This window comes from Curtobacterium sp. MCBD17_040 (assembly GCF_003234805.2).
In the GTDB taxonomy this organism is placed as follows: Bacteria; Actinomycetota; Actinomycetes; order Actinomycetales; family Microbacteriaceae; genus Curtobacterium.
The window spans coordinates 2,762,253-2,787,492 of the sequence record NZ_CP126273.1 but is presented as its reverse complement, the minus strand read 5'-3'; the positions used below and the strand labels follow the sequence as shown (position 1 = coordinate 2,787,492).

Genomic DNA, 25,240 nt, shown 5'->3' with positions numbered 1-25,240 from the left:
GTGAGTGGTCGCTCACACGTAAGTTGTGAGTGACCACTCACAGTACCGTGGAGGAGCAGCGATGGAACAGAACGAGCAGGCGGAACACGTCGTCCACGTGTCGGGCCGCAGCATCCGGGGGACCGCCGAACACGGCATCCGACGGTTCCTCGGCGTGCCGTACGCCGCCGCTCCGGTCGGCCGGAACCGACTCCGACCGCCGCAGCCGGTCGTCCCATGGCAGGGCGTCCGCGACGCCACCGTGTACGGCCCGACGGCGCCGAAGGGGAGCTACCCGGCGCCCGTCGTGCCGATCCTGCCCGAGGTGACGATCCCCGGCGACGAGTGGCTCAACTGCAACGTCTGGACGCCGGTCGGCGCGGACCGCCTCCCCGTGTTCGTGTGGATCCACGGCGGGTCGTTCCTCCAGGGCTCCGGCTCGCTGCCGGAGTACGACGGCACCGCATTCGCCCGCGACGGCATCGTCTGCGTCACCATCAACTACCGGCTCGGTGCCGAGGGATCCCTCGGCACGGAGGACGGCTCGCCGGACCTCGGCATGCAGGACCAGGTCGCCGCGCTCCGATGGGTGCGGGACGAGATCGCGGGGTTCGGCGGCGACCCCGACCGCGTCACGATCGCCGGGGAGTCCGCCGGAGCAGCATCCGTCGCCACCCTGCTCACGATGCCGTCCGCACGCGGCCTCTTCGCCGCGGCCGTGATCCAGAGCGGTGCCGGCAGCCAGCTGCTCCCGGTCGAGGAGGGACGGGCACTGACCGACGCGCTCGCGGCGGACCTCGGGATCCCACCGACCACCGCGGCGCTCGCCGCAGTCCCGTCCGACACGCTCGTGGAGGCCGTGAGCGGCGTCGTCGCCCGCGCCAGTGCCGGCGGATGGGGATCGATCCCACGTGGTGGTGTCCCGTTCGCGCCCGTCATCGACGGTGACCTGGTGCCACTGCGACCCGTCGACGCGGTCGATGCCGGCATCGCCGCGGACGTTCCCGTCCTGCTCGGGACGACGCGGGACGAGTACGAACTGTTCGCGCGGCCCACGGGACTCGTCGACGCCACTGACGAGGCGGGGCTCCGTGCCGCCGCCGAGCGGTGGGGGCTGCCAGCGGAGGGCCTCGACGTGTACCGGCGGAGGCGACCCGGGGCGACGCCGGGCGAGCTGCTCGTGGCCGTGGGCGGCGACCAACGGTTCCGGATGCCGACGGTCGCCCTGGCCGAGGCGCTCGCGGCGCGCGGCGTGGAGCAGAGCGCCACGACAGCAGCGCAGGGGTCGTCCGGGACCTGGATGTACCGGTTCGACGCCGTGGACGCCCGCGACAACGACGGCCTCGGCTCGTGCCACGCCGCGGACACGCCCTTCGTGTTCGAGACGGTGACGCTTCCGGAACTCGCCCCTCGGATCGGACCGCATCCGTCACAGCGGGCCGCGCGCACCGTGCACGACGCCTGGGTGACGTTCGTGCGCACCGGGCGCGCGCCGTGGCGTCCCTACGACCTCGATCAGCGGACCACGGCCCTGCTCGCGGACACGATCACCGAGGTCGACGACCCGGACGGTGACGAGCGACGGGCGTGGAACCCGGCGTCACTCGCGTAACGACAAGAGCGTGAGTGCCGCGTCCTCGGGGCCGTAGTCGAACAGGCGCTCGAAGAAGGGATCGGTGGCCCAGGGGACGTCCCCGTCGGCCGGTGTCGACTGGGCCACCTCGACGAGCCAGTCGACCTCGGGCAGGACGGCGTCCTCGAACCGGGGCGGTTGCCAGCCGAGGGCTCGGGCGGCCGAGGTGTCGAGCACGACCGGCGAGGGCGTCCACCACGGACTGCGGCCCGTCAGCGCGGAGCCCTCCTGGTCGAGCAGGACCTCCTCCCACCGGTGTCCCAGGTGCCCGGCGATCGTCCGGACGATGTCGAGCACCGTCGGAGCGGGCTCGTCCGCGACGTTGAGGATCCGGCGATCCGGAAGGTCGGCGACGAGGCGCACCAGGCTGGCGACGCCGGCGGCGGCCGTGGTGTGGTCGATGCTCATCCCGCCGTCGGCGAGGGCGATGTGGGGGCGATCGTCGAGCACCCGCCGGACGACCCACCACTCGCGCGGCCGGCCGATCCCGACCCCGTACACCTTCGACGGACGCAGGACCGTCACCGGGGCCCCGTGGTCGAGCAGGACCTGTTCCGCGGCCACCTTGTTCGCCGCGTACCCGTCTCGGGAGGTCGGGTCGCCCTCGCACGCGGGGACGGTCGGCTGGGCCTCGGTGATCGGCACCGGGAACACCGGACGTTCGAGTGAGTTCGCGTGGCGACCACGCTCGTCGGCGTACACGGCCTTCGTCGAGAGCAGCACGGTCGAGGCGACGTCGGGGAGGTACGGGGTGAGTTGCCTGGCGTCCGTGGCGGTCGCCGCGACGCCGTCCACGAGCAGGTCGGCTCCGTCGCGGAGGACGTCGCGGAGCAGCGCCCCGTCCCGTCGATCTCCCGGGACGAAGCGTGCACCACGGGCGACGAGCGCATCGGCCGCCGCACCGCCCCGTCGCGCCACCACGTCCACCTGCCAGTCGTCGGTCGCGTCGAGCAGCTGCCGGACGATCGCCGACCCGATGCCCCCGGTGCCGCCGAGCACCACTGCGCGGCGCGCGCTCATCGTGCCGCTCCCGGTGCCATGTCGTAGGTGATCCACGGTGTGGCCGTGGCGTGGGCGTCGTACAAGGACCGCGCCGTCGCGTTGTCGGCAGCGGTGATCCATCGGACCACGGACGCACCCCCGTCGGCCGCGACCGACCGAGCCCGGTCGAGGAGCATGCGGCCGAGCCCGAGTCCGCGGTGCTCCGCGGCGGTGAAGAGGTCGTCCAGATAGAGCCCGAGTGTCGCGCTGGAGGGCCGCGCGAACCAGCGCAGGTCGGCCAACGCGCCGAGGGTCCCGTCCGGCCTGGACGCCACGAGGCCGAAGAGTCCGTGGTCGCCCCGGACGATCCACTGCCAGGTCCGGTCCACCACCGCGTCGTCGTGGTCGAGGCGGTAGAACGTGCGGTACCCGCGGTAGAGCGCCCGCCACGGTGCCTCGTCCTGGGGCTCGACCGGGCGAACGGACCAGGTCGTGGTCGTCGTGCTGTGCATGGCGTCACGGTATCCCGTGCCGTCCCCACGGTCGGACCGCTGCCCGGTCCCTGTGGACCGGACCGGGCCTCCCGGCCGTCGGGAGGGGGAGCGAGCCACCGGCAGGATCAGGAGGCGACCGGCTCGGGCGCCCGCGACCAGTCCGCCAGGGAGCCGTCGTAGACCTGCACGTGGTCGTGACCGAGGACCGTCAGGGCCAACGCGTCGACGCAGGCGGCGGTACCGACACCGCAGTAGGTCACGACCTCGGGGGCGTCGAGCACGGGGGCGAAGACCGTCGACAGGGTCCGCGGGCGGAGGAAGGCGTTCGTGTCCTCGTCGATGACCCGGTCGATGGGGATCGCGGTCGTCCCGGGGATGAGCTCGGGTACGGCGGGACCGAACGCGCGCTCGTCGGCGGCGCACACCAGGGCGGCTGGCTCCGACCCGTCCACCGCGCGCTCGACGCGGTCGCGGTCCGCCCACATCGGTCGCTCCTCGGTCGCGAGGAACGTCGACGACCGCGGAGCGAGCGCCCCGAGGCGGATCGGGCGCCCCTCGCGCGACCACTTGCCGAACCCGCCGTCGAGCACGGCCACGGTGTCGAAGCCGAACGAGCGGAACAGCCACCAGAGCCGCGAGGCCCACTCGCCCTGGGCGGCGTCGTAGACCACGACGGTCGACCCGTTCGAGACGCCGAGCGCCGAGACGGCGCGCTCGAACCGCGCCACGTCCGGACGGGTGAACGGGATGGCCGCTCCGGGAGCGCTGAGGTCGTCGACGAGATCGGCGAACACCGCACCCGGCACATGGCCGTCCTCGACGTACGCGTCGTGCGCGGACTCCCAGCGGGTGCCGCGGCCGATGCCCGACGTGCGCACGGTCGCGTCGATCACCACGAGGTCGTCCGACCCCAGGTGGTCGGCGAGCCACTGGGTCGACACCAGGGGCGACGTCAGGAGCGGGGACATGCCGACAACATAACCCGCACCCACTGACGCTCCACAAGCTCCGGCAACACGCCGAAACGCGAGGTCATCCGGCGTCGTGGACGCTCGGACGACCCCGCGTCGTCAGCGGCGACGAGCGCCGGGAGTGTGATCAGTGCGCGGCGGTCGGGATCGAACCCGTGATGTCCGACGACGCCGCCTGCAGCTTGGCCAGGCGCACCCGCTGCCGGTTGATGATCAGACCGCCCGCCAGTGCCACGAGGACGAGCACGCCCGACGAGATGAAGAACGCCGTGTGGTAGCCGTCGAGGGCCGCGCGGGCCTGGTCGAGCTGGCTGCCCTTCGTCCCGGTGAGCTGGTCGCGCACGACGTCGGCGAAGATCGTCGACAGCAGCGCGGTTCCGATCGACCCGCCGATCTGCTGCATCGTGTTCACCATCGCCGAGGCGACGCCGGCGTCCTGTCGGGCGACTCCCGAGGTGGCGGTGGAGAACGCCGACGAGAAGATCAGGCCCATGCCGAGACCGATGACGATGAGGCCCGGGAGCACGACGGGCGCGTACGCGCTGTCGAGCTGCGTCCGGGTGAGGAGCAGCAGACCGACCGCCGCGACCAGACCACCGATGAAGATGAGCACCTTCGGCCCGACGCGCGGGAGCAGGCGGGTCCCGAGGATCGTCGAGCTGAACATGATCGACAGCGGCATCGGCAGGAACGCCAGGCCGGTCTTGAGCGACGAGAACCCGAGCGTCTGCTCGAGGTAGTACGTCAGGAACAGGAAGATGCCGAACATGCCGATGGCGACGAGGCCCATGGCGAGCAGCGAACCGCCGCGATCACGGTCGAGCACGACGCGGAGCGGCATGAGCGGGTGTGCGACACGGGTCTCGATGAGGACGAAGAGCGCGATGAGGACCACGCCGGCGGCGAGGCAGACGTAGGTCAGGCCGTCGTTCCAGCCGTTGGTCTCGGCGTTCGAGAACCCGTAGACGATGCCGACCAGGCCGGCCGTGATCGTGACGACCCCGAGGTAGTCGATGCGGGGCCGCGGTGCGGCGACCGGACGCGGGATGAACAGCAACGCGCCGACGAACGCGAACGCCGCGATCACGAGGTTGACGTAGAGGCACCAGCGCCACGAGGCGTACTCGGTGAGGACGCCGCCCAGGAGCAGACCGATCGCGGCACCCGATCCGGCGATCGCGCCGAAGATGCCGAAGGCGCGCGCACGTTCCTTCATGTCGGTGAACGTCGTCGTGAGCAGCGACAGGGCCGCGGGTGCGAGCAGTGCGCCGAAGACGCCCTGGAGCGCGCGGGCGGCCACGAGCAGCCCGAACGTGCCCGCGAGGCCGCCGAGCATCGAGGCGAGGGCGAACCCGATGAGCCCGATGATGAACGTGTTCTTCCGGCCGAAGAGGTCCGCGAGTCGCCCGCCGAGCAGGAGCAGGGAGCCGAACGCGAGCGAGTAGGCCGTGACGACCCACTGGCGCTGGTCGGTGCCGAAGCCGAGGTCCTGCTGCGCGGACGGCAGGGCGATGTTCACGATGGTCGCGTCGAGCACGACCATGATCTGCGCGATGCCGATCACCGTCAGGACGATCCAGCGGTGGTCCTTCTTGTCGATGGGGGAGGGGTTGCGGACCCCGCCCTCGGTGCGGCGCGCCGCACCCGCGGTGCTCGTGGGCACCGCCCCGGTCGGCGTCGTCGCCGTCTGTTCTGACGTCATGATGGCGTCCTCCGTCACTCGGATGCAGTGGATGTGGAGGCGCGCACCGTCGGACGCCTCGCTCAGTGTAGAGCGAAACGGATGCGCCGCATCCGCTTATTCCCAGAATTCGGGATTAACGTTCCCGACATGCCCACCACGTCCCATCCGGACCGGGAGGCGCGACCACTCCGCGCGGATGCCCTGCGGAACCGAGAGCGCATCCTGGCCACCGCGCGACGGCTCTTCGCCGAACGAGGGATCAGCGTGACGCTCAACGACGTCGCGCACGAGGCGGGCGTGGGCGTCGGCACGGTCTACCGACGGTTCCCCGACAAGCACGCCCTCGTGGACGCCCTGCTGTCGGCGAAGTTCGAGACCCTGTCCGCGCTGGTGGAGCGCGCCGCCGCCTGCCCCACCGGACGCGAGGCGATGCGCGCGTACCTGCTCGGCGCGCTCGAGTTACGCGCGAGCGACCGGGCACTGGCCGATGTGATCGTCCGGGCCCACCCCGCGTCGCCCGCGCTGCGACGGGACCGGGACCGGATCGACGCGGAGATGACCGCGCTCGTGGATCGCGCCCACCGCGAGGGCGCGCTGCGAGAGGGCTTCCAGGCGCGTGACGTGCCGATGCTCGTCGTCATGGTGGGTGCCGTGGCCGACCGCACCCGCGCGTGCGACCCGGACCTCTGGCGCCGGTACGGGCAGATGCTCATCGACGGGGTCTGCCCGCCCGCCGTCGAGTCGCCGCTGCGCGGGCGCCCCCTCGAGCGTCAGGAGCTCGAGCTCGCGCTGAACGCGGCTCCGGCCTGACCGCTCAGTGCCACCTGACCGCGTAGGGCCACCTGACCGCTCAGCCCCCCGACCGCTCAGCCCTCCCCGACCGCTCAGGGCCCCCCCGACTGCTCAGGGCCACCGACCGCTCAGAGCCAGGACGAGAACCAGTAGTGCGACCGGACGAAGTCCCACGAGGTCTGCATCGCCGTCCACATCGGGTACCAGTACGCGGTGGCCGCGCTCGCCACGGCGAAGTACACGATCACCCAGACGATCGCCCGGGTCCGCCTCGGCCGGGGATCGTCCCGTGACCCGAGGAGCATCGCCAGCACGGCGGCCAGTCCGATGACGAGGTAGGGCTCGAAGGCGATCGTGTAGAACTGGAACACCGTGCGCCCGGCGTACAGGAGCCACGGCAGGTACCCGGCAGCCACCCCGAGCAGCACGTACCCGGCCCGCCAGTCCCGCCGACGCACGAACAGCACGAGCAGCACCACGGCCGCGATGACCGCCGCGTACCAGATGAACGGGTTCGCGATGTCGGTGATCGCGGCTCCGCACCGCTCCGACGTGCAGCCGTCCTGCCCGAGGTCCGTGCCCTGGTAGTACATGCTCGTCGGGCGCACCATGAGCAGCCACGTGAACGGGTTCGCCGCGTAGGCGTGCGGCGTGTGCAGGGTGATGTTGAAGCCGTAGATCTCGGTCTGGTAGTGCCACCAGTTCTGCACGCTGGTGGGGACCCACGCGAGCAGACCGGTCCAGCGGTGCCCGCCGTTCTGGATCCAGGTCCGGTCGTACCCGCTCCGCGTGAGGAACCAACCGCTCCACGACGCCAGGTAGACGACGGCCGCGACCGGGACGGTCAGCAGGAACGTGACCGGTCCCTGCCGGAGGACCGCGCTGCTGCTCCAGAACTCGATTCCCGCGCGACGCCGCATCATCATGTCGGTCAGCACGCTGTACACGGCGAAGAACGCCAGGAAGTACATGCCCGACCACTTCGTCGCGGTCGCCAGGCCACAGGCGAGTCCCATGGCGAACAACCAGGGCCGGAACCACAGTGACGGCCCCCAGAGGGTGCTCCGCCCCGCGTCCTCGCGGCGCGTCAGCCATCGATCGAGCCGCTGTTCCGTCCACCGGCGGTCGAGCAGGAGCGCCCCGAACCCGAGCAGGGCGAAGAAGCCGACGATGCCGTCGAGCAGGGAGACACGGGACATCACGATCGCCTGGCCGTCGATCGCCATGAGGAACCCGGCGAGGGTGCCGACGAGGGTCGACCGGAACAGGGACCGGGCGATGACGGCGACGAGGAACACCGTCGCGATCCCCACGGCCGCGACCGTGATGCGCCATCCGACCGCGTTCGCCCCGCCGAACAGGAGCTCGCCGAGCCCGATGAGGTACTTGCCGAGCGGCGGGTGTGCGATGAACTCCGCGACGTCGGTGTAGATGCCGGTGGCGCCGCCCGCGAACCGCTGGTCCGTCGTGGGGCCGTCGTTGCCCACGTCCGCCGGCCACGAGCCCTCGTACCCGAGGTGGACGATGGACCAGGCGTCCTTGACGTAGTAGGTCTCGTCGAAGACCAGGCTGTCCGGTCGGCCGATGTCCCAGAGGCGCAGGACCGCGGCGAGCAGCGTCACAGCGAGCGGACCCGTCCATCGCCAGATCGCGACCCGCGTCGACGTGGTGAGCACGCGTGCCCACCAGTCGTCGAGTCGTGACCCGCGGGGACGATCGAGGTCGCGCGGGGAGCCGCGTTCGGCCAGGTCCGTCGTCACCCCAGCATCCTAGGGAAGCGGCATCGGGCCTCCCGGGTCCGGATCCTGTGACGGTGGACAGGAGCGGCCTGTGGAGGACGAGGCGGGTGGCGAGCGGTCGCCCGCCCGGGCGGGATGATGGACCGGTGATCGTGCTCGCGGCGACTCCCATCGGCAACCTCGGCGACGCCTCCCGGCGCTTGATCGAGGCCCTCGCCAACGCCTCGGTCGTGGCTGCCGAGGACACGAGGACCGCCGTCCACCTGATGCGCGCCCTCGGTGTCGAGAACCGGCCGCGCCTCATCGCCCTGCACGAGCACAACGAGCGGGACCGTGCCGCGGAGGTCGTGGACCTCGCCCGCGACGACGACGTGGTCGTCCTGACCGACGCCGGCATGCCGGCGATCAGCGATCCCGGGTTCCCCCTCGTCGCCGCGGCGGCGGCCGCCGGCGTGACCGTCACCGCGATCCCCGGGCCCAGCGCCGTGCTCACCGCGCTCGCCGTGTCCGGGCTGCCCACCGACCGGTTCGCCTTCGAGGGCTTCCCGACCCGCAAGCAGGGTGAACGGCGTCGCGTGTTCGCCGCGCTCGCCGGGGAACCGCGCACGCTCGTCTTCTTCGAGTCACCCCACCGCGTCGCGGACACCCTCGCCGACATGGCCGACGCGTTCGGTGCCGACCGCCCCGCTGCCGTCTGCCGCGAACTCACCAAGCTGCACGAGGAGGTCCGGCGTGGGCCGCTCGGTGAGCTCGCAGCCTGGGCGGCGGACGGTGTCCGTGGCGAGATCTGCGTCGTCGTGGCCGGCGCTCCGTCCGCGGAGGGTCCGGTCGACCTGGAGGCGGGGGTGCGGTTGGTCCTCGAGCGCGTCGCCGCCGGCGTCCGCATGAAAGAGGCATCGGTGGCGGTCGCGCAGGCCACCGGACTGTCGCGCCGCGACCTCTACGAGGGCGCGCTCGCGGCCCGCTGACGGGAGGCCCGTCCTCCACGTCCGCGCCCGGTCACGCCGGTCTCCACAGGGGTCCCGGGCCACCGTCACCTGATGGGACGCGCCCGTAGGATGGTCCGCATGTCCGACGGCACCGCGTTCTCCATCACGACGCCCATCTTCTACGTCAACGACGTGCCGCACATCGGGCACGCGTACACCGAGGTCGCGGCGGACGTGCTGGCGCGGTGGCACCGGCAGCGTGGCGACGACACCTGGCTGCTGACCGGCACGGACGAGCACGGACAGAAGATCCTGCGGACGGCGTCCTCGCACGACGTCACCCCGCAGGCGTGGGCGGACCGTCTCGTGGCCGAGGCCTGGAAGCCCCTGCTCGACACCGTCGACATCCGGAACGACGACTTCATCCGCACCACGGACGACCGGCACGTGCGCGGGGTCACCACGTTCCTGCAGAAGTTGTACGACGACGGCTACATCTACGCCGGCGAGTTCGAGGGCTTCTACTGCGTGGGGTGCGAGGAGTACAAGCAGCCGAGCGACCTCGTCCCCGGCACCGGAGCCTACGAGGGCCAGCAGGTCTGCGCGATCCACTCGATCCCGGTCGAGGTGCTCGCTGAGCGGAACTACTTCTTCCGCATGTCGGACTTCGAGCAGCCGCTGCTCGACCTCTACGCGTCGAACCCCGAGTTCATCCAGCCCGAGAGCGTCCGCAACGAGATCGTGCAGTTCGTCAAGCAGGGCCTGCGCGACCTCTCGATCTCGCGGTCGAGCTTCGACTGGGGCATCACGATCCCATGGGACTCGGACCACGTGCTCTACGTCTGGTTCGACGCCCTGCTCAACTACATCACCGCGCTCGGCTACGGCAGCGACGACGACGAGGCCTTCCGCCGCCTGTGGCCGAGCGTGCACCTGGTGGGCAAGGACATCGCCCGGTTCCACGCCGTGATCTGGCCCGCGATGCTCATGGCCGCCGGGCTCGAGGTGCCGAAGCGCGTGTTCGGCCACGGGTGGCTGCTCGTCGGCGGCGAGAAGATGTCGAAGAGCAAGTTGACCGGCATCGCCCCGTCCGAGATCACGGACACGTTCGGGTCGGACGCCTTCCGGTACTACTTCCTGCGCGCGATCACCTTCGGGCAGGACGGCAACTTCAGCTGGGAGGACATCGCGGCGCGCTACCAGGCCGAGCTCGCGAACGGCTTCGGGAACCTGGCGTCGCGCATCGTCGCGATGCTGGGCCGGTACCACGACGGCGTCGTGCCCGAGCGGGCAGCGCTCACGGACGCCGACCGTGCGATCGACGAGCTCGCGGTCTCGGTGACCGAGCGAGCCGACGCCGCGATCGCCGGGTTCGCCCCGCACGAGGCGATCGCCACCGTCTGGGAGCTCGTCGACGCGCTGAACGGCTACATCACCGAGCAGGAGCCCTGGGCGTTGGCGAAGCAGCCCGACCAGCGTGAGCGTCTGGGCACGGTCCTCACGACGGCGCTGCGCGGCCTCGGGACGGTCGGAGTCCTCCTCGCGCCCGTGGTTCCGAAGGCGGCCGATCGACTCTGGGCTGCGATCGGAGCGGGCGGTTCGATCAGCGATCAGCGCATCGACCGCGCGTGGGAGTGGGCGGGCGCCGAGCGCGTCGTCCCGCTCGAGGCCGGGCTGTTCCCGCGCATCGAGACCTCGGAGCAGGGCGCAGCGTGAGCTCGTCCGACGCCCACGTCCGCGCGCGGGGGAGCGACGGTGCCGGGCAGAAGCGTGACCTCAGTTATCCGCCGCTGCCCCCGGCGCTCGTCGTGCCCGTGTACGACAACCACACGCACATGGAGATCGCGGACGGGGTCGGCGACGGCGGGGACGGGCCGATCGAGTACCGCGAGCACCTCGACCGCGCCTCGAGCGTCGGGATCCGGGGGGTCGTGCAGGTCGGCACGGACCTCGAGACCTCCCGCTGGTCCGCCGAGATCGCCGCCCGAGAACCGCGCGTCCTCGCGGCGGTGGCGCTCCACCCGAACGAAGCGCCCGAACTCGAGCAGCGGGGCCTCCTCGACGAACACCTCGCGGGCATCGACGCGCTCGCTGCCCTGACCCGCGTCCGTGCCGTCGGCGAGACCGGGCTCGACTTCTTCCGCACGGGTCCCGAGGGGCGCGACGCCCAGGTGCGTTCGTTCGAGGAACACATCGCGATCGCCAAGCGGCACGGGCTGGCCCTCCAGATCCACGACCGTGACGCTCACGACGACGTCGTCGCGACGCTCGACCGCGTCGGTGCGCCCGAGCGCACCGTATTCCACTGCTTCTCCGGTGGCCCGGACCTCGCGCGGCTCTGTGCCGAGCGGGGTTGGTACATGTCCTTCGCGGGCACCGTGACGTTCAAGAACGCCGAGGCCCTGCGCGAGGCGCTCCGCGTCGCCCCGCGCGACCGGATCCTGATCGAGACCGACGCGCCGTTCCTGACCCCGGTGCCCTACCGCGGTCGCCCGAACGCGCCGTACCTCGTGCCGCTGACGCTCCGCTCGATGGCCGAGACCATCGGGACCGACCCCTCGATGCTCGCGGCGCAGATCTCGTCGAACACCGAGATCGTGTACGGGCGGTGGGACCACGAGCCCGTCACGGTGAACGAGTGAGCGAGGCTCCCGGCCCGTCGCGTCCCGGTGCGTTGCTCGGCCCCGCCGAGATCCGCGACCTCGCGGGCCGCCTCGACGTCACACCGACCAAGAAGCTGGGCCAGAACTTCGTCCACGACGCCAACACCGTCCGCCGGATCGTGGCCGCCGGTGGTGTGCACGCCGACGCGATCGTCCTCGAGGTCGGTCCCGGGCTCGGGTCGCTGACGCTCGGCCTCACCGAGACCGGAGCCGACGTCCTCGCGGTCGAGATCGATCGGCGCCTGGCGACGCAGCTGCCCGACACGGTCCGGATGCTCCAACCCGAGGCCCGGCTCCGCGTGGTGCACCAGGACGCCCTGACGCTCCGGGCCGGGGACCTGCCGGACGGCGCGCGGCCCACGCACCTCGTGGCGAACCTCCCGTACAACGTCTCCGTTCCCGTGCTCCTGCACCTGCTGCCGACGTTCCCGACCATCGGTCGGGCGCTCGTCATGGTGCAGGCCGAGGTCGGGTACCGGCTGGCCGCGGACCCGGGGTCGAAGGTCTACGGATCGCCGAGCGTCAAGGCGGCCTGGTACGGCTCGTGGCGCATCGCCGGGCAGGTCAGTCGGCAGGTGTTCTGGCCGGTACCGAACGTCGACAGTGTGCTCGTCGGCTTCGAGCGCCATGAGGAACCGGGCGACGAGACGCTCCGGGCCCAGGTCTTCGCCCTCGTCGACGCAGCGTTCCAGCAGCGGCGGAAGATGCTCCGACAGAGCTTGTCCGCACTCCTCGGTGGGAGTGCCGGAGCTTCCGACGCCCTCACCGCTGCGGACATCGAGCCGACGCTGCGCGGCGAGCAGCTCACGGTCGACGACTTCACGCGCCTCGGTCGCACGGTGCTCGCCGCCGCGTAGGGCTCAGCCGATCCCTCCGTGGCACCACCCACGAACCGGGTCCGATCTCGACGGCGATGTGGTGCACCACCAGCCGCCGAGGAGTTCTCTGGAACCATGCCGAAGACGAAGCAGCAGGTGTCCGCCAAGCCCATCAGCCGTGAACTCCACGGCCGCATCGACTACGGGTTCACGGCCGCGAACCTGTTCCTGCCGGGCGCGCTGGGCCTCCGTCCGGGCGCTCGTCGCCTGTTCCGGTTGTTCGGGCTGGTGCAGGGCGGCCTCAACGCGGTGACCGATCAGCCGTCCGCCGCGATCCCCGCCGTCCCGTTCGCGGTACACGGTGCGATCGAGAAGAACAGTGGGCTGCTCTACGTCCTGCTGCCGCTGATCACCGGCGTGCTCAAGGACCGTCGAGCGCGTCGCTTCTGGTTCCTCAGCGGCATCGCGCTGGTGGTCGTCTACAACCTCACCGACTGGAGCTCGTCGAGCGGTGCGGTGTACCCGCCGAACACCAAGGTCACGCCGGCCAAGAAGGCGAAGGCGGCGAAGAAGCGCCGCTGACCCGAGCGCTGTCGATGCGCGCATGTGACGACGGAGCGCGTGTCGAACGACATCGGGATCGTCGCCGCATGCACCCGCATCTGATGTGCGTGCATGTGGCGACGAACCTGTCGGGGAACGACAGCGGGATCGTCGAACGAGGCGGTTCCGCTGGGCAGAGGTGCCGGCAGGGGTCAGTGGCCCGCGACCAGGGCCCGGATGAGGTCCGCCTGGTTCCCGTTCCGCTCCGCCCAGCGCAAGGGCAGGACGTTCTCGACCAGGACCTCCGCCCCGGCCCCGGCCGCGAGGAGGGCGACGACCTCGTCGAGGAACGCGTCGAGGGGCATGCCGCCGAAGTCGGCGCCGCCGAGCAGGTCCGTGGCGACGGCCGGCGGCACGAGCTCGAGCACCTCGACGCCGGAGTCGGCGAGCTGTGCCCGGAGCGACAGCGTGTACGAGTGCACGGCCGCCTTGGTCGCGCTGTAGGTCGGTGTCGCGGCGAGCGGGGTGAACGCGAGCCCGGACGACACGGTCATGAGCGTCGCGGCCGGCCGCGTGAGCAGGTGCGGCAGGACGGCGTCGACCAGGCGGATCGTGCCGAGCAGGTTGGTGGTGATCGTCGCCTCGGCAGCGGCGATGTGCGCAGGATCACGGAGGTCCTCGGGGCGCATGATCCCCGACATCGTGACGACGGCGTCGAGCGAGGGGTGCCGCTCGACGACGGTCCGCACGGCCGCGGTGATGGAGTCGGGGTCGTCGACGTCGAGCACGACGGTGTCCAGGCGCGGATCGTCCGCCGCGATCTCCTCGAGGAGGGCCCGGCGACGACCGCCGACGACCACGGTGCTGCCCGCGTCGGCGAGGCGTCGTGCGAGCCCGAGGCCGATGCCCGAGGTCGCGCCGGGGATGAAGACGGTGCTGGTGGTGATGTCCATGCCCCGACGATCGCGGAGTCCGGGCCGGCGGGGCAGAGCGCGTCGATCGGGGGATCGGCGATCCCTGGTCGCGGGCGCGCGCGGGTGCGAGGATCACGGGGTGGAACGGGACGGCGTGGACAGGGACGGGCTCGCGGACTTCCTCCGGCGCCGGCGGGAGCGCATCCAGCCCGAGGACGTCGGCCTCGGTGCCGGTCCGCGCCGCCGGACGCCGGGCCTCCGGCGTGACGACGTGGCCGCGCTCGCCGGGATGTCGACGGACTATTACACCCGGCTCGAGCAGCAACGCGGTCCGCAGCCGTCCGAGCAGATGCTCCAGGCGCTCGCCCGGGCCTTGCGGCTGACGGTGGCGGAGCGGGACCACCTGTTCCACCTCGCCGGGCACAACGCCCCGGTGCGCGTGCGGCGTGCCGATCACGTGGCGCCGCCGTTGCTCCGGGTGCTCGACCGCCTCGACGCGGATCCGGCGATCGTCGTGAGCGACCTCGGGGAGACACTCGCCGAGAACCGCCGGGCCGTCGCGCTGCTCGGGGCGACGGTGGGGCTGCCGGGGCCCGAGCGGTACCAGGTGTGGCGGTGGTTCCTCGGTCGGGAGCGCGAGCGCTACGCCCCGGAGGAGCACGAGCGGCAGGCGCGCATCCAGGTCGCCTCGCTCCGGGCCGCGGTGGGTGCGGCCGGCCCGGGTGACCGCCGTGCACGGGAACTCGTCGCGGGGCTGACCGCCCGGAGCCCGGAGTTCGTGGCGGTGTGGGAGCGACACGAGGTCGCCGAGCGGTTCACGGACCACAAGACCTTCCTGCACCCGGAGCTCGGGCGACTCGAGGTCGACTGTCAGGTGCTGCTCACCGAGAACCGGGCGCAGGCGCTCCTGGTGTTCACCGCGGAGCCCGGTACCGAGGCGGCAGACCGGCTGGCGCTGCTCGGCGTGCTCGGCGAGCAGCGGTTCGGCCCGACCCCGTCCGAGGGAACCGAGACCTCCGCCCGGACGGCAACGGGGCAGTCAGCCCCTCCGCGGTTGCCTTCTGTGACGACCGGCGTGGCGCGCGCAGGGGACCGTGCCTAGGCTGTTGCGGTGAGCACTCCCCGTGTGTACGTCATCCACGAGAACCCCGAGTGGTTCCCACCGCTCGCCGCCGCGTTCGAGGCCGAGGGTGTCCCGGTCGAGGAGCTCCTGCTGACGGACGGCTCCATCGACCTCGCCGCCGATCCTGCGCCGGGCGTCTACTGGTCGCGCATGTCCGCGTCGAGCCACACCCGCGGGCACGAGCACAGCAAGGAGTACACGCGCGCCGTCCTCGGCTGGCTCGAGCGTGCCGGCCGCTCGGTCGTCAACGGCAGCCACGTGCTCGAGCTCGAGGTCAGCAAGGTCGCGCAGCACGGCCTGCTCCGGAACGCCGGGTTCGACGTGCCGCGCACGACGGCGGTGTTCGGTCACCGCGACCTCGTCGCCGCCGCCGAGCGCTTCGTCGCCGAGGCGTCGACTCCCGGTGCGCCGTTCATCACGAAGCACAACCAGGGCGGCAAGGGCCTGGGCGTCCGGCGGTTCGACACGGTCGCGGAGTTCGCGGCGTACGTCGAGAGTCCGGAGTTCGAGGAGCCGGTCGACGGCATCACCCTCATCCAGGAGTACCTGGTCGCGCGCGCGCCGTTCATCACCCGCGTCGAGTTCGTCGGCGGTCGGTTCGTCTACGCCGTCCGCGTCGACACGAGCGCCGGATCGTTCGAGCTCTGCCCGGCCGATGCGTGCGAGGTCCCGCTGCCCGGCCAGGCGGCGCAGCCGCAGAGCGACCTCGCCCAGACGGGCACCGCGCAGACGGGCACGGCGCAGACCGGCACCGAGCAGACCGGCACCGAGCAGACCGGCCCCGAGCAGACCGGCCCCGAGCAGACGTTCGCGGGAGCGGCGTGCGACGTGCCGACGGCCGGCCAGCCGAGCGCGTTCTCGATCCGCTCCGAGATCACGGCCGGGTCCGAGATCGTCCAGCGGCTCGAGGCGTTCCTGGCCGACCAGCGCATCGGCGTCGCCGGCATCGAGTTCATGGAGACCGTCGACGGTCGGACCGTCGTCTACGACATCAACACGAACACGAACTACAACCCCGCGGTCGAGGAGACGAGCCCCGTGTCGGGGCCCCGCAGCATCGCGCGCTACCTCGGCGCGCTCCTCGCGAGCGAGCAGGCCCTGCTCGCCGTCTGAGCATCGCACCGGCTCCTTCCGTTCGCACCGCCGCATCGCGGTGTTCGAACGGAAGGCACCGGTTCGGCCGCTCCGACCCGCGACCACCGCGACCACCGCGACCCGCGACCACCGCGACCCGCGACCACCGCGACCCGCGACCACCCCGGGAGGCACGGCGCCGGCCCGACCGGCACCGCGCCTCCCGACCGTCCCACCCCAACGAACCGGAAGAACCACGTGCGATTCGGATACTGGACCCCGCTGTTCGGCGGCTGGCTCCGCAACGTCGAGGACGAGCAGATGCCCGTCACGTTCGACTACGTCAAGCGCCTCGCCCAGCGGGCCGAGCAGATCGGCTTCGACCTGACGCTCGTCCCCGAGCTCAACCTCAACGACATCAAGGGCACGGCCGCGCCGAGCCTCGAGGCATGGGCGCTCGCGGCGGCGATCGCGGCGACGACCGACCGCCTCGAGATCATGGCGGCCATGCGCCCGGGCTACCACCTGCCCGCCGTCACAGCGAAGCAGGCCGCGACGATCGACGACATCTCGAACGGTCGGTTCACGTTCAACGTCGTGAGCGCCTGGTGGGCCGAGGAGGCCAAGCAGTACGGCGGGATCTTCTCGGAGCACGACGACCGGTACCGCCGCACCGCCGAGTTCGTCGAGATCATGAAGGGCATGTGGACGGAGACGCCGTACTCGTTCCACGGGGAGTACTACGACATCGAGAACGCGCACCTCGAGCCGAAGCCCCGCGTGCAGCCGCGCATCTACGCCGGCGGTGAGTCCGAGGCCGGCAAGGCGAGCATCACGCGCTACGCCGACGCCTACGTCACGCACGGCGGCACGGTCGACGAGCTGCGCACGAAGATCGACGAGATGAAGCAGCGGCGGGTCGACGCCGGACTGCCGCCGTTCGAGGCGTTCGGCATGGCCGCCTACGCGATCGTCCGTGACACCGAGGCGGAGGCGCAGGCCGAGCTCGCCCGCATCACCGACGTGCAGCACGGGGCCGCGTACGAGTCGTACCAGGACTTCATCTCGAAGTCGCAGCTCGAGCGTGTGCCGAGCCTGGAGGACTACTCCGTGTCGAACCGTGGCCTGCGGCCGGGGTTCGTCGGGACGCCCGAGCAGGTCGCCGAGCGGATCCGGGCGTTCCAGGACGCCGGCGTCGACACGCTCCTGCTGCAGTTCTCGCCACAGCTCGAGGAGATGGAGCGGTTCGGCGAGCAGGTCATCCCGCTCGTGGCCGGCACCACCGCGGGCTGAGGGGCACGACCGCGCCGTGCCACCGCGGTGCCCCTCGGGGTCGCGCGGTGGCCATCGCGACCGATATAGGTTGGGTCCATGACGTCGCTCGCCGCACCGACCCGGGTGCGGACGCGCGCGCCGGGCAAGATCAACGTCTACCTGGCTGTCGGCACGCTGCTGCCGGACGGGTACCACGACGTCGCGACGGCGTACCAGGCCGTGTCGTTGTACGAGGACGTCGTCGCCGAGGCGGCCGACGACTTCACCGTGCGGTTCACCGGCCCCATCGACACGTCGGCGGTCCCGGTGGACGAGACGAACCTGGCACTGCGGGCCGCCCGGCTCGTGGCGGAGCGCGCGGGCTACCGCGGCGGGGTGCACCTGACGATCGAGAAGCAGGTGCCCGTCGCCGGGGGCATGGGCGGCGGTTCCGCGGACGCGGCGGCGACGCTCCTGGCGGTCGACACCCTGTGGGGCACGTCGCTCGGTCGCGACGAACTCCTGCGGCTCGCGGCCGGGCTCGGCGCGGACGTGCCGTTCGCGTTCTCCGGCGGCACCGCGATCGGCACCGGGCGGGGCGACGAGCTCAGCCCGGCCCTGGCGTCGGGTCAGTTCCACTGGGTGCTCGTGCTCTCGGACGAGGGACTCTCGACGCCCGCGGTGTACACCGCCCTCGACGAGCATCGCGACCGCTACCGCGCCGACATCACGCCCGTCCGGGACGCCCCCGTCGTCGAGGCGAACGTGCTGCAGGCGCTCCGGGCGGGCGACGCCGAGCTGCTGGCCGACTGCCTCCACAACGACCTGCAGGCTCCGGCGATGCGGCTGCAACCCACGCTCGCGCGCACGCTCGAACTCGGTGAGCGCGCCGGCGCTCTCGCGGGCATCGTGTCCGGGAGCGGCCCGACCGTCGCGTTCCTGGCCGCGGACTCCGACGCCGCGCTCGACCTGCAGGTCGAGTTGAGTGCCGCCGGGCTGACCGTGGTGCGGGCCACGGGTCCGGTGCACGGCGCGCGCGTCGTACCGCGGTAGCCCGAGCCCGAGCCCGAGCCCGAGCCCGAGCCAGCCCGAGCCCGAGCCCGAGCCAGCCCGAGCCCGAGCCCGAGCCAGCCCGAGCCCGAGCCCCCCGCGCCTCAGTTCCCGGTCACCAACTTGCCCGCGGCGTAGTGGGTCGCGACCTGCTGCGCGGTGAGCACCGTGGTGTACACCGCCGCGTACCGCATGGCACCGTTCACGTACCAGGCGGAGCCGGAACCCACCCAGCTCCCGGACAGGCTGTCGTAGCCGATCCGCCAGTACCCGCCTCCGTCGTCCTCGGCTCCGGTGTACGCACTGTTGCTGGCGACGAGCGTCCCGTCGAGGTAGAGCGCCATGCCGGTGCTCGGACTCTGCGTCGCGACCACCTGGTGCCAGGCCCCGTCCGCGTAGTCGACCCCCGCTGCACTGGTCACGATCTGGTTCCTGCTGCTGTAGGTGGCGAAGGTGACCCCGCCGTCGGTGTTCACGTAGACGGCCCGGTCCTCCAGTCCGGACGTGCCGGTCCGGGCGGTGCCGAACCCGATCAACCGGCCGGCTGCCGTGGCCGTGCGGAACCACACCTCCTCGCTGTAGGTGGCCGGTGGCGCCGTCTTCGTCGGCATCGACACGTAGCTCGTGGACCCGTCGAGCACGTACGCGCTGCCACCGTCCCTCGGGCAGGCGATGGGCGTCTCGGTGCTCGTGGTCATACTGCCCTGGTACGTGCCGTCGTTCCCGTGTCCGGACACGTCCCGGGCGGTGGTCGAGCCGGCGTCCTCGGTCAGCGGGTACTGGAACAGCGCCGAGCCGGCGTCGACGGTGAGCGCGTCCGGACAGTGGAAGTACGGCGCCGTCCTCGCGGTGTCCGCGGGGTCCGTGATCGCCGCGGTCCACCCCGAGGTCGTCCCGGGCGCCGCGACACCGACGGCGGCCGCGGCGGCGAGCGCCACCCCGACGAGGGGCCACCGCCGTCGGGGTCGCTCGCGGTGCCGGGGGGTCATGCGTGGAGTCCTCGGGTCCGGCGGTGGCGGCGCGGGCCCGCTTCGTCGCCCGGGAGGCCCACCACGAGTGTCCAGAGCAGCGGCACCGCGCACAGGCCCACCGCGACCACCCATCCCCAGGGCGGCAGGTGCAGCGCGGTCGTCAGGTGGTGGACCGCGTGCGGTGTCGCGATGCCGTGCGCCGGCACGGTGAGGCGCCCGACCTCGCCGGCGACGAGGTCGACGTGCGCGCCGGTCGGGGCGGCGACCTTGACGGGCAGCATCCCGGTGGACACGACGGTCGCCTCCGTGCCGCCCGACACGGTCGCGGTCTGGAGCACCGTGGTCCCGACGAAGGGGCGGAGGACGAACGCGACGCCGGAGAGCAGGACGGACACCCCGAGGACGCGGGCAGCGGAGCGGTGCGTCGGCCGACGGACGCGGCTCGTCACGAGCCAGAGCGCCACGAGACCGACGATCAGCAGGGGCAGTGCACGGACGAGCCATCCGACCCCGGGCAGGATCGTCCGGACCACCCCGACCACGTCGGCGGCGCGGAGACGCCAGGGGTCGACGGCGCCGTTCGCGTCACCGCGGGTCGTGATCCGTCCGTCGTCGATCGCGGCGATCCGGTGCGTGTACGTCTCGGCGGCGGCGGTCGGCGGGTGGAACGTGACGACGTCGCCGACGCGCAGGTCGGTCGCGGCGGCGGGGACGGTGAGGACGAGCGTGCCGACGGGCGCGGCCGTGCCCATGGACGGCGTCTCGACGACGAACCACCGACCGCCGGTGGCGTGGAACGCCGTCGCTGCGACGACCACGACAGCGATGATCGCGAGCAGGACGCCGGTGAGCGCTCGCCGTCCGGTCCGACGACGACGGCGAGTGATGGCCCGGAGGCCGTGGACGGCCCTGCTGCCGCGCACCGCCCGGACGCCGTCGGCCGGCCGGACGGCGCGGACGTGCGTCGCGGTCATGGCGGTCGCCTCCACGGATCGGGAGGGGCGGGTCCGGCAGCGGGACCCGCCGCGTCGGACGGGGTGGGGGCTAGCTGGCGTACGACCAGGTCAGCGGGACCGTGGCCTGGAGGCCCTGGTAGCTGTTCCCGAGGGTGCTCGGCAGCGAGACGGCGAAGCTGAAGGCCGTGGACGAACCGCCCGGGACGGCGGGGAGCGAGAACGGCGTGGTCGTGCTGCCGAGGGCGGCGAGGGTGCCCGAGAACACCGTGGTGTTCGCGGTCGTGTTCTTGACGACCACCGTCATCTGCGAGCACAGGTCGTTCGCCGTGCCGTTGACGGAGCCGTTCGCGAGCTGCCCGCAGGAGCCCGGGGTGAGGGTGAACGTCCGGGCGGCGGCCGATCCGGTGTTCTTGATCGTCATCGCCGTGGTGACGGTGTCGCCGGGCACCATGGCGGCCCCGCCGAACTGGTCGATCGACGTGCAGGTCGCGGTGTTCGTCGAGACGGAGCCGCCGTCGGTCGAGGTGCACGTCGCCGCGTTCGCGCCGGTCGTGGACTCCTGCATCACGAGGGTGCCGGTGACGGCCGTGTCACCGCTGTTCGTGATCGACGCGACGAACCCCGACAGGGTCCCGGACATCGAGAACGAGAGCAGCACGGCGGCGAGCACCCCGGTGCCGATCGCGAACCACGTGAACCGGACGCGTTTCGGGCTGGTGGGCAGGACGTGGGACAACGGCGGGCTCCTCGGGTCGGATCGGGTCGCTCGCGGTGTACCCCGTCGGAGTGGATCGTCGGACGCAGGATCGGGCTGCGGAACGACGCCCGGACGACGACACCGTGCGGCCCCATCAGTCTGAGCGGTTCTCGAGAACTCTGAGGCCCCCAATGCGGGGGACGCGGTTGTACCCCGAACGATACCGACCAGGAGGTTTGCCGCCGGATCAGTGCCCGGTGCGCTTGTACTCGGACACGATGACGGTGCCGGTGCGCCACGTGCCGGCGACGTGGAACCCATGACGTTCGAGTGTCGCGGTGAGCGCCGGGCGGACGTCGCGGGACGGCGCCCCGAGGAACCACACCGTGTCGATGTCGCCGAGACGGCGGGGCACCGTCGTGGCGACGTCCCCGTTCGTGTCCCAGAGCCGACCGGTGGCGGGGCCGCTCGTGACCGCGGCCAGGTCGGTCATCCCGGCGAAGGCCCGCGGGTAGGCGTCGCGGATGATCTGCGTCGTCGTCGTCGGGTGGTGCCACACGCTGCCGTAGACGACACCCTCGTCCGCATCGGGAGCGAACGAGCGCTGCCGGCTCACGATCGCGGCGGCCTGCGCCCAGTGCGAGTCCTGCTTGGCGTACGGGGTCTTCACGGCGACCGCGGCGGGCACGGCCAGCGCGACGAGCAGACCGACCGCGACGAGGGCGGGGACCCGCGGGCGGATCGACGTCAGGCCGAGGGCGATGAGCACCGCGACGAACGGCAGGCTCAGCGTGGCGTACTTCGGCGAGTACAGGTGCTCCCCGAGGGTCGTCGCGCCGACGAGGAGTGCCGTCGGGACGACGACGACGGGCAGGGTGACCCGGACCGCCTGGGCGCGCAGGGCCTCCCGGGCGGTCCGGGCGGTGGCGCGACGTCGCGCGCCACGCAGGCCGAGGACGACGCCGGCCGCCATCGCGACCCAGGCGGCGGTCGCGAACGGGACCGACCCGGGGAACCACGCCGTCGTCGACACCTGGCGCACGGTGCCCGGCCCGATCCCGGCGATCCAGCTCACCTGCTCCGACTGGCCCGTGGCGACGGCCACGAACGGCACGACGGTGACGGCTGCGCAGCCCGCGGCGATCGCCCACGCGCCGAGGATGTGCCGCGGCACGATCGGCACCGGGGCGGAAGCGCGATGCGTCATGGGTGCGGCGCGGCCGGCTCGGAGGTCGGCGAGGCGCGTCCACGCGAGCGCCACGGCGTGGGCGACGACGACGAGCGACAGGTAGACGTTGAACACCACCGCGACCGCGGCGAGGACCCCGTACGCGACCCACCACCGCCGTCCGGTACCGTGCCGCGTGCGTCGCACCGCGGTGAGGCCGACGAGTGTCAGGCCCACCGACAGCGCGGTGATGGTCGCGTAGGGGCGGCCCTCGACGCCGGCCCAGGCGACGCGGGGGAGGAGCAGGAACACGACGCCCGCGACGACGCCGACCCGGCGACCGGCGATCCGACGGCCGAGCGCGACGACGAGCCCGGCGGCGAGCCCGACGGCGAGCGCGCTCGGGAACCGCAGCGTGAACGGGGTGGAGCCGACGAGGCGGAACCAGACGTGCATGCAGGCGTAGTAGAGCCCGTGCACGGCGTCGACGTGGTGCAGTTCGCTCCAGAGCTGCCCCCAGGTCCGGGTCGCGCTCGTGACGGTGGCGCCCTCGTCGTACCAGAGGGACGGCACCCAGGCGAAGGCCGCGGCGAGCAGCACGCCGAGCGCCGCGATCGTGAGCTCCGGCGAGCGGGCCGAGGCGATCGACAGCGTGCCGGACAGCCCCCGGACGGACCGCCGGAGGGACGGGACCCGGGTCGGCCGCCGGATGCTGATGGCACCGGTCTGCGGAGAACGCACCGCCCGGACGCTACCCAGCCCCACTGGCAGCGCGCCCGGGTGTTCGCGCGGTCGCCGCTGAGAGTTCACACTCGTGTCTTCGGTGCGACACACATAATGACGGGATGCGTCCGATCGTCGAACCGGCTCCGACCGCCTCCGCCGCCCGTCGGCGTCTCGGCTCGCGGACCTCGCCGCTGCCCGGGGTCGGGGACGAGGGCATCCGTCGCCTCGCCGCCGCGCGCGTGCTCGTCATCGGTGCCGGAGGCCTGGGGTCGCCCGTCGTCGCCCTGCTCGCGGGGGCCGGCCTCGCGCGCCTGACGATCGTGGACCCGGACGTCGTCGACCCGTCGAACCTCGCGCGGCAGACGCTGTTCACGGCCGCCGACGTCGGCCGACCGAAGGCACGTGTCGCGGCGGAGCGGGCGAGCGCCGTCGACCCCGAGACCGAGGCGGTCGCCGTCGTCGCCGCGTTCACCCCCGACGTCGTCGCGGGACACGACGTCGTGGTGGACGCCGCCGACAGCGTCCTCGTGACACGGGCGGCGTCCGACGCCTGCGCCGCAGCCGGCGTCCCGCTCGTGTGGGGCAGTGCCCTCGGTTCGGACGGCCAGGTGTCCGTGTTCTGGGACGCCGCTCCGGACGGTGCCGCAGTCGACTTCCACGACCTGCACCCCGACCCGTTCGACGACGACGGCTCGTGTGCGCTCGACGGGGTCGTCCCCGCGCTCTGCGGGGTGGTCGGGTCGGTCATGGCAGGCCAGGTGTTCACGCTCGTCACCGGCGTCGGCGACCCCCTGCTCGGCCGCGTCGTGACGGTCGACGCGCGCACGTGGTGCACCGTGGAGAGTCCGCTGCGTCGTGGGCCGGCGTCGCGACGTCCGCCGGCCCTCCCGACCCTGCCGTCGGAGCCGGTCCGTCGGATCGCGCCCGCCGCTTTGGAGGCCCGGCTCGCCCTGCGGACGCAGGGTCGCGACGCCTTCGTGCTCGTGGACGTCCGCACGGACGCCGAGCTCGAGGCCACGGGCGTCGTCCCCGGCGCGGTGCGGCCGGACGCCGTGCCCGCCGGCGCCGAGGTCGTCGTGTACTGCGCCCGTGGCCCACGCGCGGACGCGTGGGCCACGGCGAACGGCGACGGTCGGACCGTGACCGTGCTCGACGGCGGCATGACCGCATGGCTCGCCGAGGCGCGGCCGACCGCCGAGCGTCCCGGTCGGGGGTAGTGGCGGGCGTGCTGCTCACGGGTAGGGGATGACCGCCTCGACGATGGTCTGCCTGAGCTCGCCCGCCGAGCACGCCGTGCCGTCGCCGGCGCCACTGCCGCCGCGGATGAAGAGCGCCGTCCTGCTGCCCGGCGGGTAGACGCGGATACCGTCGATGTGCACGGGCTTGCACGTCGCCGGATCGAAGGCGGCAGCGACCTCGATGATGATGTAGGCCTGAGCGGCGCGGCCGGGTTGGAGCGTGACCGTGGGGTGTTGCACGTCCCGGTCCGGGGTCGCGGCGGGACCGATCTGCGTGCCGTTGCCGTCACCCACGTAGGACACGCCGGGCCAGCCCTGCAGCGTGCAGGTCGTGGGGCTCGTGTTCGTCAGGATGATGGCGAGCTGCTCCTTGGACATCCCGCCGCCGCTCCCCGGGGGGTTCCCGCCCTGTTCGCCGAGTCGTGCGGACAACTGTGCTGTCGTGCACATCCCGGAGCGCGTTCCCGGTCCCGCGGCGGCCCCCGCGCCCGGTGCGGGGGTCGATGCCGCGTTCGCGGCGGGCGCGGACGGGGCGCCCGCGGCGGACGGCGCAGCGCTCGGGGTGGCCGGCGGACGGCTCGGCGTCCGTGTCGCCGTCGTCTGCGTCGCCGAGGCGGTGCGGGTGACGGCGGGGTGCGGCGCGGCGTCGGAGTGCGGGGCGGCGCAGCCCGTCAGGGTGAGCCCGACGAGCGCGGCCGTCGTCGAGACGACCAGGAGGCGGTGCCGTGGATCGGAGCGGTTCATGCCTCCACTGTGCCGCGCCGACCGTGAGGCCGAGATGAGACCGTCCCCGGCCGGTCTCACGACTTCCTCATCTCGGTCCTGCGAAGGTGTCGCTCGGAG

23 protein-coding genes are annotated in these 25,240 nt (G+C 72.5%); 12 read left to right on the top strand and 11 right to left on the bottom strand.

The annotated features are described in order from the left end of the window. Positions 1 to 61: 61 nt before the first annotated feature. Positions 62 to 1,591 carry a carboxylesterase/lipase family protein gene (locus DEI94_RS13030; protein WP_111026335.1) on the top strand — a complete coding sequence of 510 codons (1,530 nt, stop codon included), beginning with the start codon at positions 62 to 64 and terminating at the stop codon, positions 1,589 to 1,591. Here the strand turns inward: DEI94_RS13030 and DEI94_RS13025 are convergent. From DEI94_RS13025 to DEI94_RS13010, 4 genes are all read right to left on the bottom strand, one after another. Beyond that, a complete protein-coding gene (locus DEI94_RS13025) occupies positions 1,580 to 2,632 on the bottom strand; it encodes an NAD-dependent epimerase/dehydratase family protein (protein ID WP_111026336.1) in 1,053 nt (350 codons plus the stop codon). The two genes, DEI94_RS13030 and DEI94_RS13025, sit on opposite strands and share 12 nt — an antisense overlap. Continuing rightward, on the bottom strand, positions 2,629 to 3,105 hold the full coding sequence (locus DEI94_RS13020) for a GNAT family N-acetyltransferase (RefSeq protein ID WP_111011170.1): 477 nt from the start codon (positions 3,103 to 3,105) through the stop codon (positions 2,629 to 2,631). Before DEI94_RS13020 ends, DEI94_RS13025 begins: the two co-directional genes overlap by 4 nt. Positions 3,106 to 3,212: 107 nt before the next feature. Further along, on the bottom strand, positions 3,213 to 4,055 hold the full coding sequence (locus tag DEI94_RS13015) for a sulfurtransferase (RefSeq protein WP_111011171.1): 843 nt from the start codon (positions 4,053 to 4,055) through the stop codon (positions 3,213 to 3,215). 130 nt (positions 4,056 to 4,185) lie between these two features. Beyond that, positions 4,186 to 5,760: an MFS transporter gene (locus DEI94_RS13010; protein ID WP_111011172.1), complete on the bottom strand. Its 1,575-nt coding sequence runs from the start codon at positions 5,758 to 5,760 to the stop codon at positions 4,186 to 4,188. Between the two features lie 129 nt (positions 5,761 to 5,889). On the opposite strand from DEI94_RS13010, the gene DEI94_RS13005 reads away from it, so the two are divergent. Beyond that, the gene (locus tag DEI94_RS13005; RefSeq protein ID WP_181435423.1) at positions 5,890 to 6,552 is read left to right on the top strand and encodes a TetR/AcrR family transcriptional regulator; all 663 of its coding nucleotides are present in this window, start codon (positions 5,890 to 5,892) and stop codon (positions 6,550 to 6,552) included. Positions 6,553 to 6,662: 110 nt separating this feature from the next. On the opposite strand, the gene DEI94_RS13000 is transcribed toward DEI94_RS13005, so the two are convergent. Continuing rightward, positions 6,663 to 8,294 carry a dolichyl-phosphate-mannose--protein mannosyltransferase gene (locus tag DEI94_RS13000; protein WP_111026337.1) on the bottom strand — a complete coding sequence of 544 codons (1,632 nt, stop codon included), beginning with the start codon at positions 8,292 to 8,294 and terminating at the stop codon, positions 6,663 to 6,665. A gap of 125 nt (positions 8,295 to 8,419) precedes the next feature. On the opposite strand from DEI94_RS13000, the gene rsmI reads away from it, so the two are divergent. From rsmI to DEI94_RS12975, 5 genes are all read left to right on the top strand, one after another. Then, on the top strand, positions 8,420 to 9,241 hold the full coding sequence (rsmI, locus tag DEI94_RS12995; protein ID WP_111026338.1) for a 16S rRNA (cytidine(1402)-2'-O)-methyltransferase: 822 nt from the start codon (positions 8,420 to 8,422) through the stop codon (positions 9,239 to 9,241). Positions 9,242 to 9,340: 99 nt separating this feature from the next. Further along, a complete protein-coding gene (gene metG / locus DEI94_RS12990; RefSeq protein ID WP_111011175.1) occupies positions 9,341 to 10,918 on the top strand; it encodes a methionine--tRNA ligase in 1,578 nt (525 codons plus the stop codon). Beyond that, positions 10,915 to 11,844: a TatD family hydrolase gene (locus DEI94_RS12985; protein ID WP_111026339.1), complete on the top strand. Its 930-nt coding sequence runs from the start codon at positions 10,915 to 10,917 to the stop codon at positions 11,842 to 11,844. The genes metG and DEI94_RS12985 overlap by 4 nt, the downstream gene beginning before the upstream one ends. Further along, complete coding sequence (gene rsmA, locus DEI94_RS12980) at positions 11,841 to 12,722, top strand: 16S rRNA (adenine(1518)-N(6)/adenine(1519)-N(6))-dimethyltransferase RsmA (RefSeq protein ID WP_181434940.1); 882 nt, start codon at positions 11,841 to 11,843, stop codon at positions 12,720 to 12,722. The genes DEI94_RS12985 and rsmA overlap by 4 nt, the downstream gene beginning before the upstream one ends. Positions 12,723 to 12,818: 96 nt before the next feature. Continuing rightward, on the top strand, positions 12,819 to 13,265 hold the full coding sequence (locus DEI94_RS12975) for a hypothetical protein (protein WP_111026340.1): 447 nt from the start codon (positions 12,819 to 12,821) through the stop codon (positions 13,263 to 13,265). Positions 13,266 to 13,438: 173 nt separating this feature from the next. Here DEI94_RS12975 and DEI94_RS12970 read toward each other — a convergent pair whose 3' ends face one another. Beyond that, positions 13,439 to 14,179, bottom strand: coding sequence for an SDR family oxidoreductase (locus DEI94_RS12970; RefSeq protein WP_111026341.1), 741 nt, complete (start codon positions 14,177 to 14,179; stop codon positions 13,439 to 13,441). Between the two features lie 115 nt (positions 14,180 to 14,294). On the opposite strand from DEI94_RS12970, the gene DEI94_RS12965 reads away from it, so the two are divergent. The 4 genes from DEI94_RS12965 to DEI94_RS12950 all read left to right on the top strand — a co-directional run bounded on the left by DEI94_RS12965 (position 14,295) and on the right by DEI94_RS12950 (position 18,644). Beyond that, a complete protein-coding gene (locus DEI94_RS12965) occupies positions 14,295 to 15,242 on the top strand; it encodes a helix-turn-helix transcriptional regulator (protein WP_111011204.1) in 948 nt (315 codons plus the stop codon). 9 nt (positions 15,243 to 15,251) lie between these two features. Beyond that, complete coding sequence (locus DEI94_RS12960) at positions 15,252 to 16,376, top strand: ATP-grasp domain-containing protein (protein ID WP_111026342.1); 1,125 nt, start codon at positions 15,252 to 15,254, stop codon at positions 16,374 to 16,376. Positions 16,377 to 16,595: 219 nt separating this feature from the next. Further along, positions 16,596 to 17,630: an LLM class flavin-dependent oxidoreductase gene (locus DEI94_RS12955; protein ID WP_111011180.1), complete on the top strand. Its 1,035-nt coding sequence runs from the start codon at positions 16,596 to 16,598 to the stop codon at positions 17,628 to 17,630. 78 nt (positions 17,631 to 17,708) lie between these two features. Then, positions 17,709 to 18,644, top strand: a complete 936-nt coding sequence (locus DEI94_RS12950) for a 4-(cytidine 5'-diphospho)-2-C-methyl-D-erythritol kinase (protein WP_111011181.1) — start codon at positions 17,709 to 17,711, stop codon at positions 18,642 to 18,644. Between the two features lie 101 nt (positions 18,645 to 18,745). Here the strand turns inward: DEI94_RS12950 and DEI94_RS12945 are convergent, their stop codons facing one another. The 4 genes from DEI94_RS12945 to DEI94_RS12930 form a co-directional block, all read right to left on the bottom strand. Further along, entirely contained in the window at positions 18,746 to 19,630 is an 885-nt protein-coding gene (locus DEI94_RS12945) for a LamG domain-containing protein (RefSeq protein WP_111026343.1), read from the bottom strand. Next, positions 19,627 to 20,586, bottom strand: a complete 960-nt coding sequence (locus tag DEI94_RS12940; protein WP_146249441.1) for a S26 family signal peptidase — start codon at positions 20,584 to 20,586, stop codon at positions 19,627 to 19,629. The genes DEI94_RS12945 and DEI94_RS12940 overlap by 4 nt, the downstream gene beginning before the upstream one ends. A gap of 70 nt (positions 20,587 to 20,656) precedes the next feature. Beyond that, complete coding sequence (locus DEI94_RS12935; protein WP_111026345.1) at positions 20,657 to 21,304, bottom strand: COG1361 family protein; 648 nt, start codon at positions 21,302 to 21,304, stop codon at positions 20,657 to 20,659. A 208-nt stretch (positions 21,305 to 21,512) separates the two neighbouring features. After that, positions 21,513 to 23,174: a glycosyltransferase family 39 protein gene (locus tag DEI94_RS12930; protein WP_111026346.1), complete on the bottom strand. Its 1,662-nt coding sequence runs from the start codon at positions 23,172 to 23,174 to the stop codon at positions 21,513 to 21,515. A gap of 104 nt (positions 23,175 to 23,278) precedes the next feature. Between DEI94_RS12930 and DEI94_RS12925 the strand changes: the two genes are divergently transcribed. Beyond that, positions 23,279 to 24,376: a HesA/MoeB/ThiF family protein gene (locus tag DEI94_RS12925; protein WP_111026347.1), complete on the top strand. Its 1,098-nt coding sequence runs from the start codon at positions 23,279 to 23,281 to the stop codon at positions 24,374 to 24,376. Between the two features lie 15 nt (positions 24,377 to 24,391). On the opposite strand, the gene DEI94_RS12920 is transcribed toward DEI94_RS12925, so the two are convergent. Next, entirely contained in the window at positions 24,392 to 25,141 is a 750-nt protein-coding gene (locus DEI94_RS12920) for a DUF4232 domain-containing protein (protein WP_111026348.1), read from the bottom strand. Positions 25,142 to 25,240: the final 99 nt, after the last annotated feature.

Coding starts and splice junctions, on each gene's coding strand:
- DEI94_RS12950 (WP_111011181.1), top strand. CDS start 17,709: ATGACGTCGCTCGCCGCACCGACCCGGGTGCGGACGCGCGCGCCGGGC.
- DEI94_RS12925 (WP_111026347.1), top strand. CDS start 23,279: ATGCGTCCGATCGTCGAACCGGCTCCGACCGCCTCCGCCGCCCGTCGG.
- DEI94_RS12945 (WP_111026343.1), bottom strand. CDS start 19,630: ATGACCCCCCGGCACCGCGAGCGACCCCGACGGCGGTGGCCCCTCGTC.
- DEI94_RS13015 (WP_111011171.1), bottom strand. CDS start 4,055: ATGTCCCCGCTCCTGACGTCGCCCCTGGTGTCGACCCAGTGGCTCGCC.
- DEI94_RS12920 (WP_111026348.1), bottom strand. CDS start 25,141: ATGAACCGCTCCGATCCACGGCACCGCCTCCTGGTCGTCTCGACGACG.
- DEI94_RS13025 (WP_111026336.1), bottom strand. CDS start 2,632: ATGAGCGCGCGCCGCGCAGTGGTGCTCGGCGGCACCGGGGGCATCGGG.
- DEI94_RS13020 (WP_111011170.1), bottom strand. CDS start 3,105: ATGCACAGCACGACGACCACGACCTGGTCCGTTCGCCCGGTCGAGCCC.
- DEI94_RS13030 (WP_111026335.1), top strand. CDS start 62: ATGGAACAGAACGAGCAGGCGGAACACGTCGTCCACGTGTCGGGCCGC.
- DEI94_RS12970 (WP_111026341.1), bottom strand. CDS start 14,179: ATGGACATCACCACCAGCACCGTCTTCATCCCCGGCGCGACCTCGGGC.
- DEI94_RS13005 (WP_181435423.1), top strand. CDS start 5,890: ATGCCCACCACGTCCCATCCGGACCGGGAGGCGCGACCACTCCGCGCG.
- DEI94_RS12975 (WP_111026340.1), top strand. CDS start 12,819: ATGCCGAAGACGAAGCAGCAGGTGTCCGCCAAGCCCATCAGCCGTGAA.
- DEI94_RS12940 (WP_146249441.1), bottom strand. CDS start 20,586: ATGACCGCGACGCACGTCCGCGCCGTCCGGCCGGCCGACGGCGTCCGG.
- metG (WP_111011175.1), top strand. CDS start 9,341: ATGTCCGACGGCACCGCGTTCTCCATCACGACGCCCATCTTCTACGTC.
- DEI94_RS13010 (WP_111011172.1), bottom strand. CDS start 5,760: ATGACGTCAGAACAGACGGCGACGACGCCGACCGGGGCGGTGCCCACG.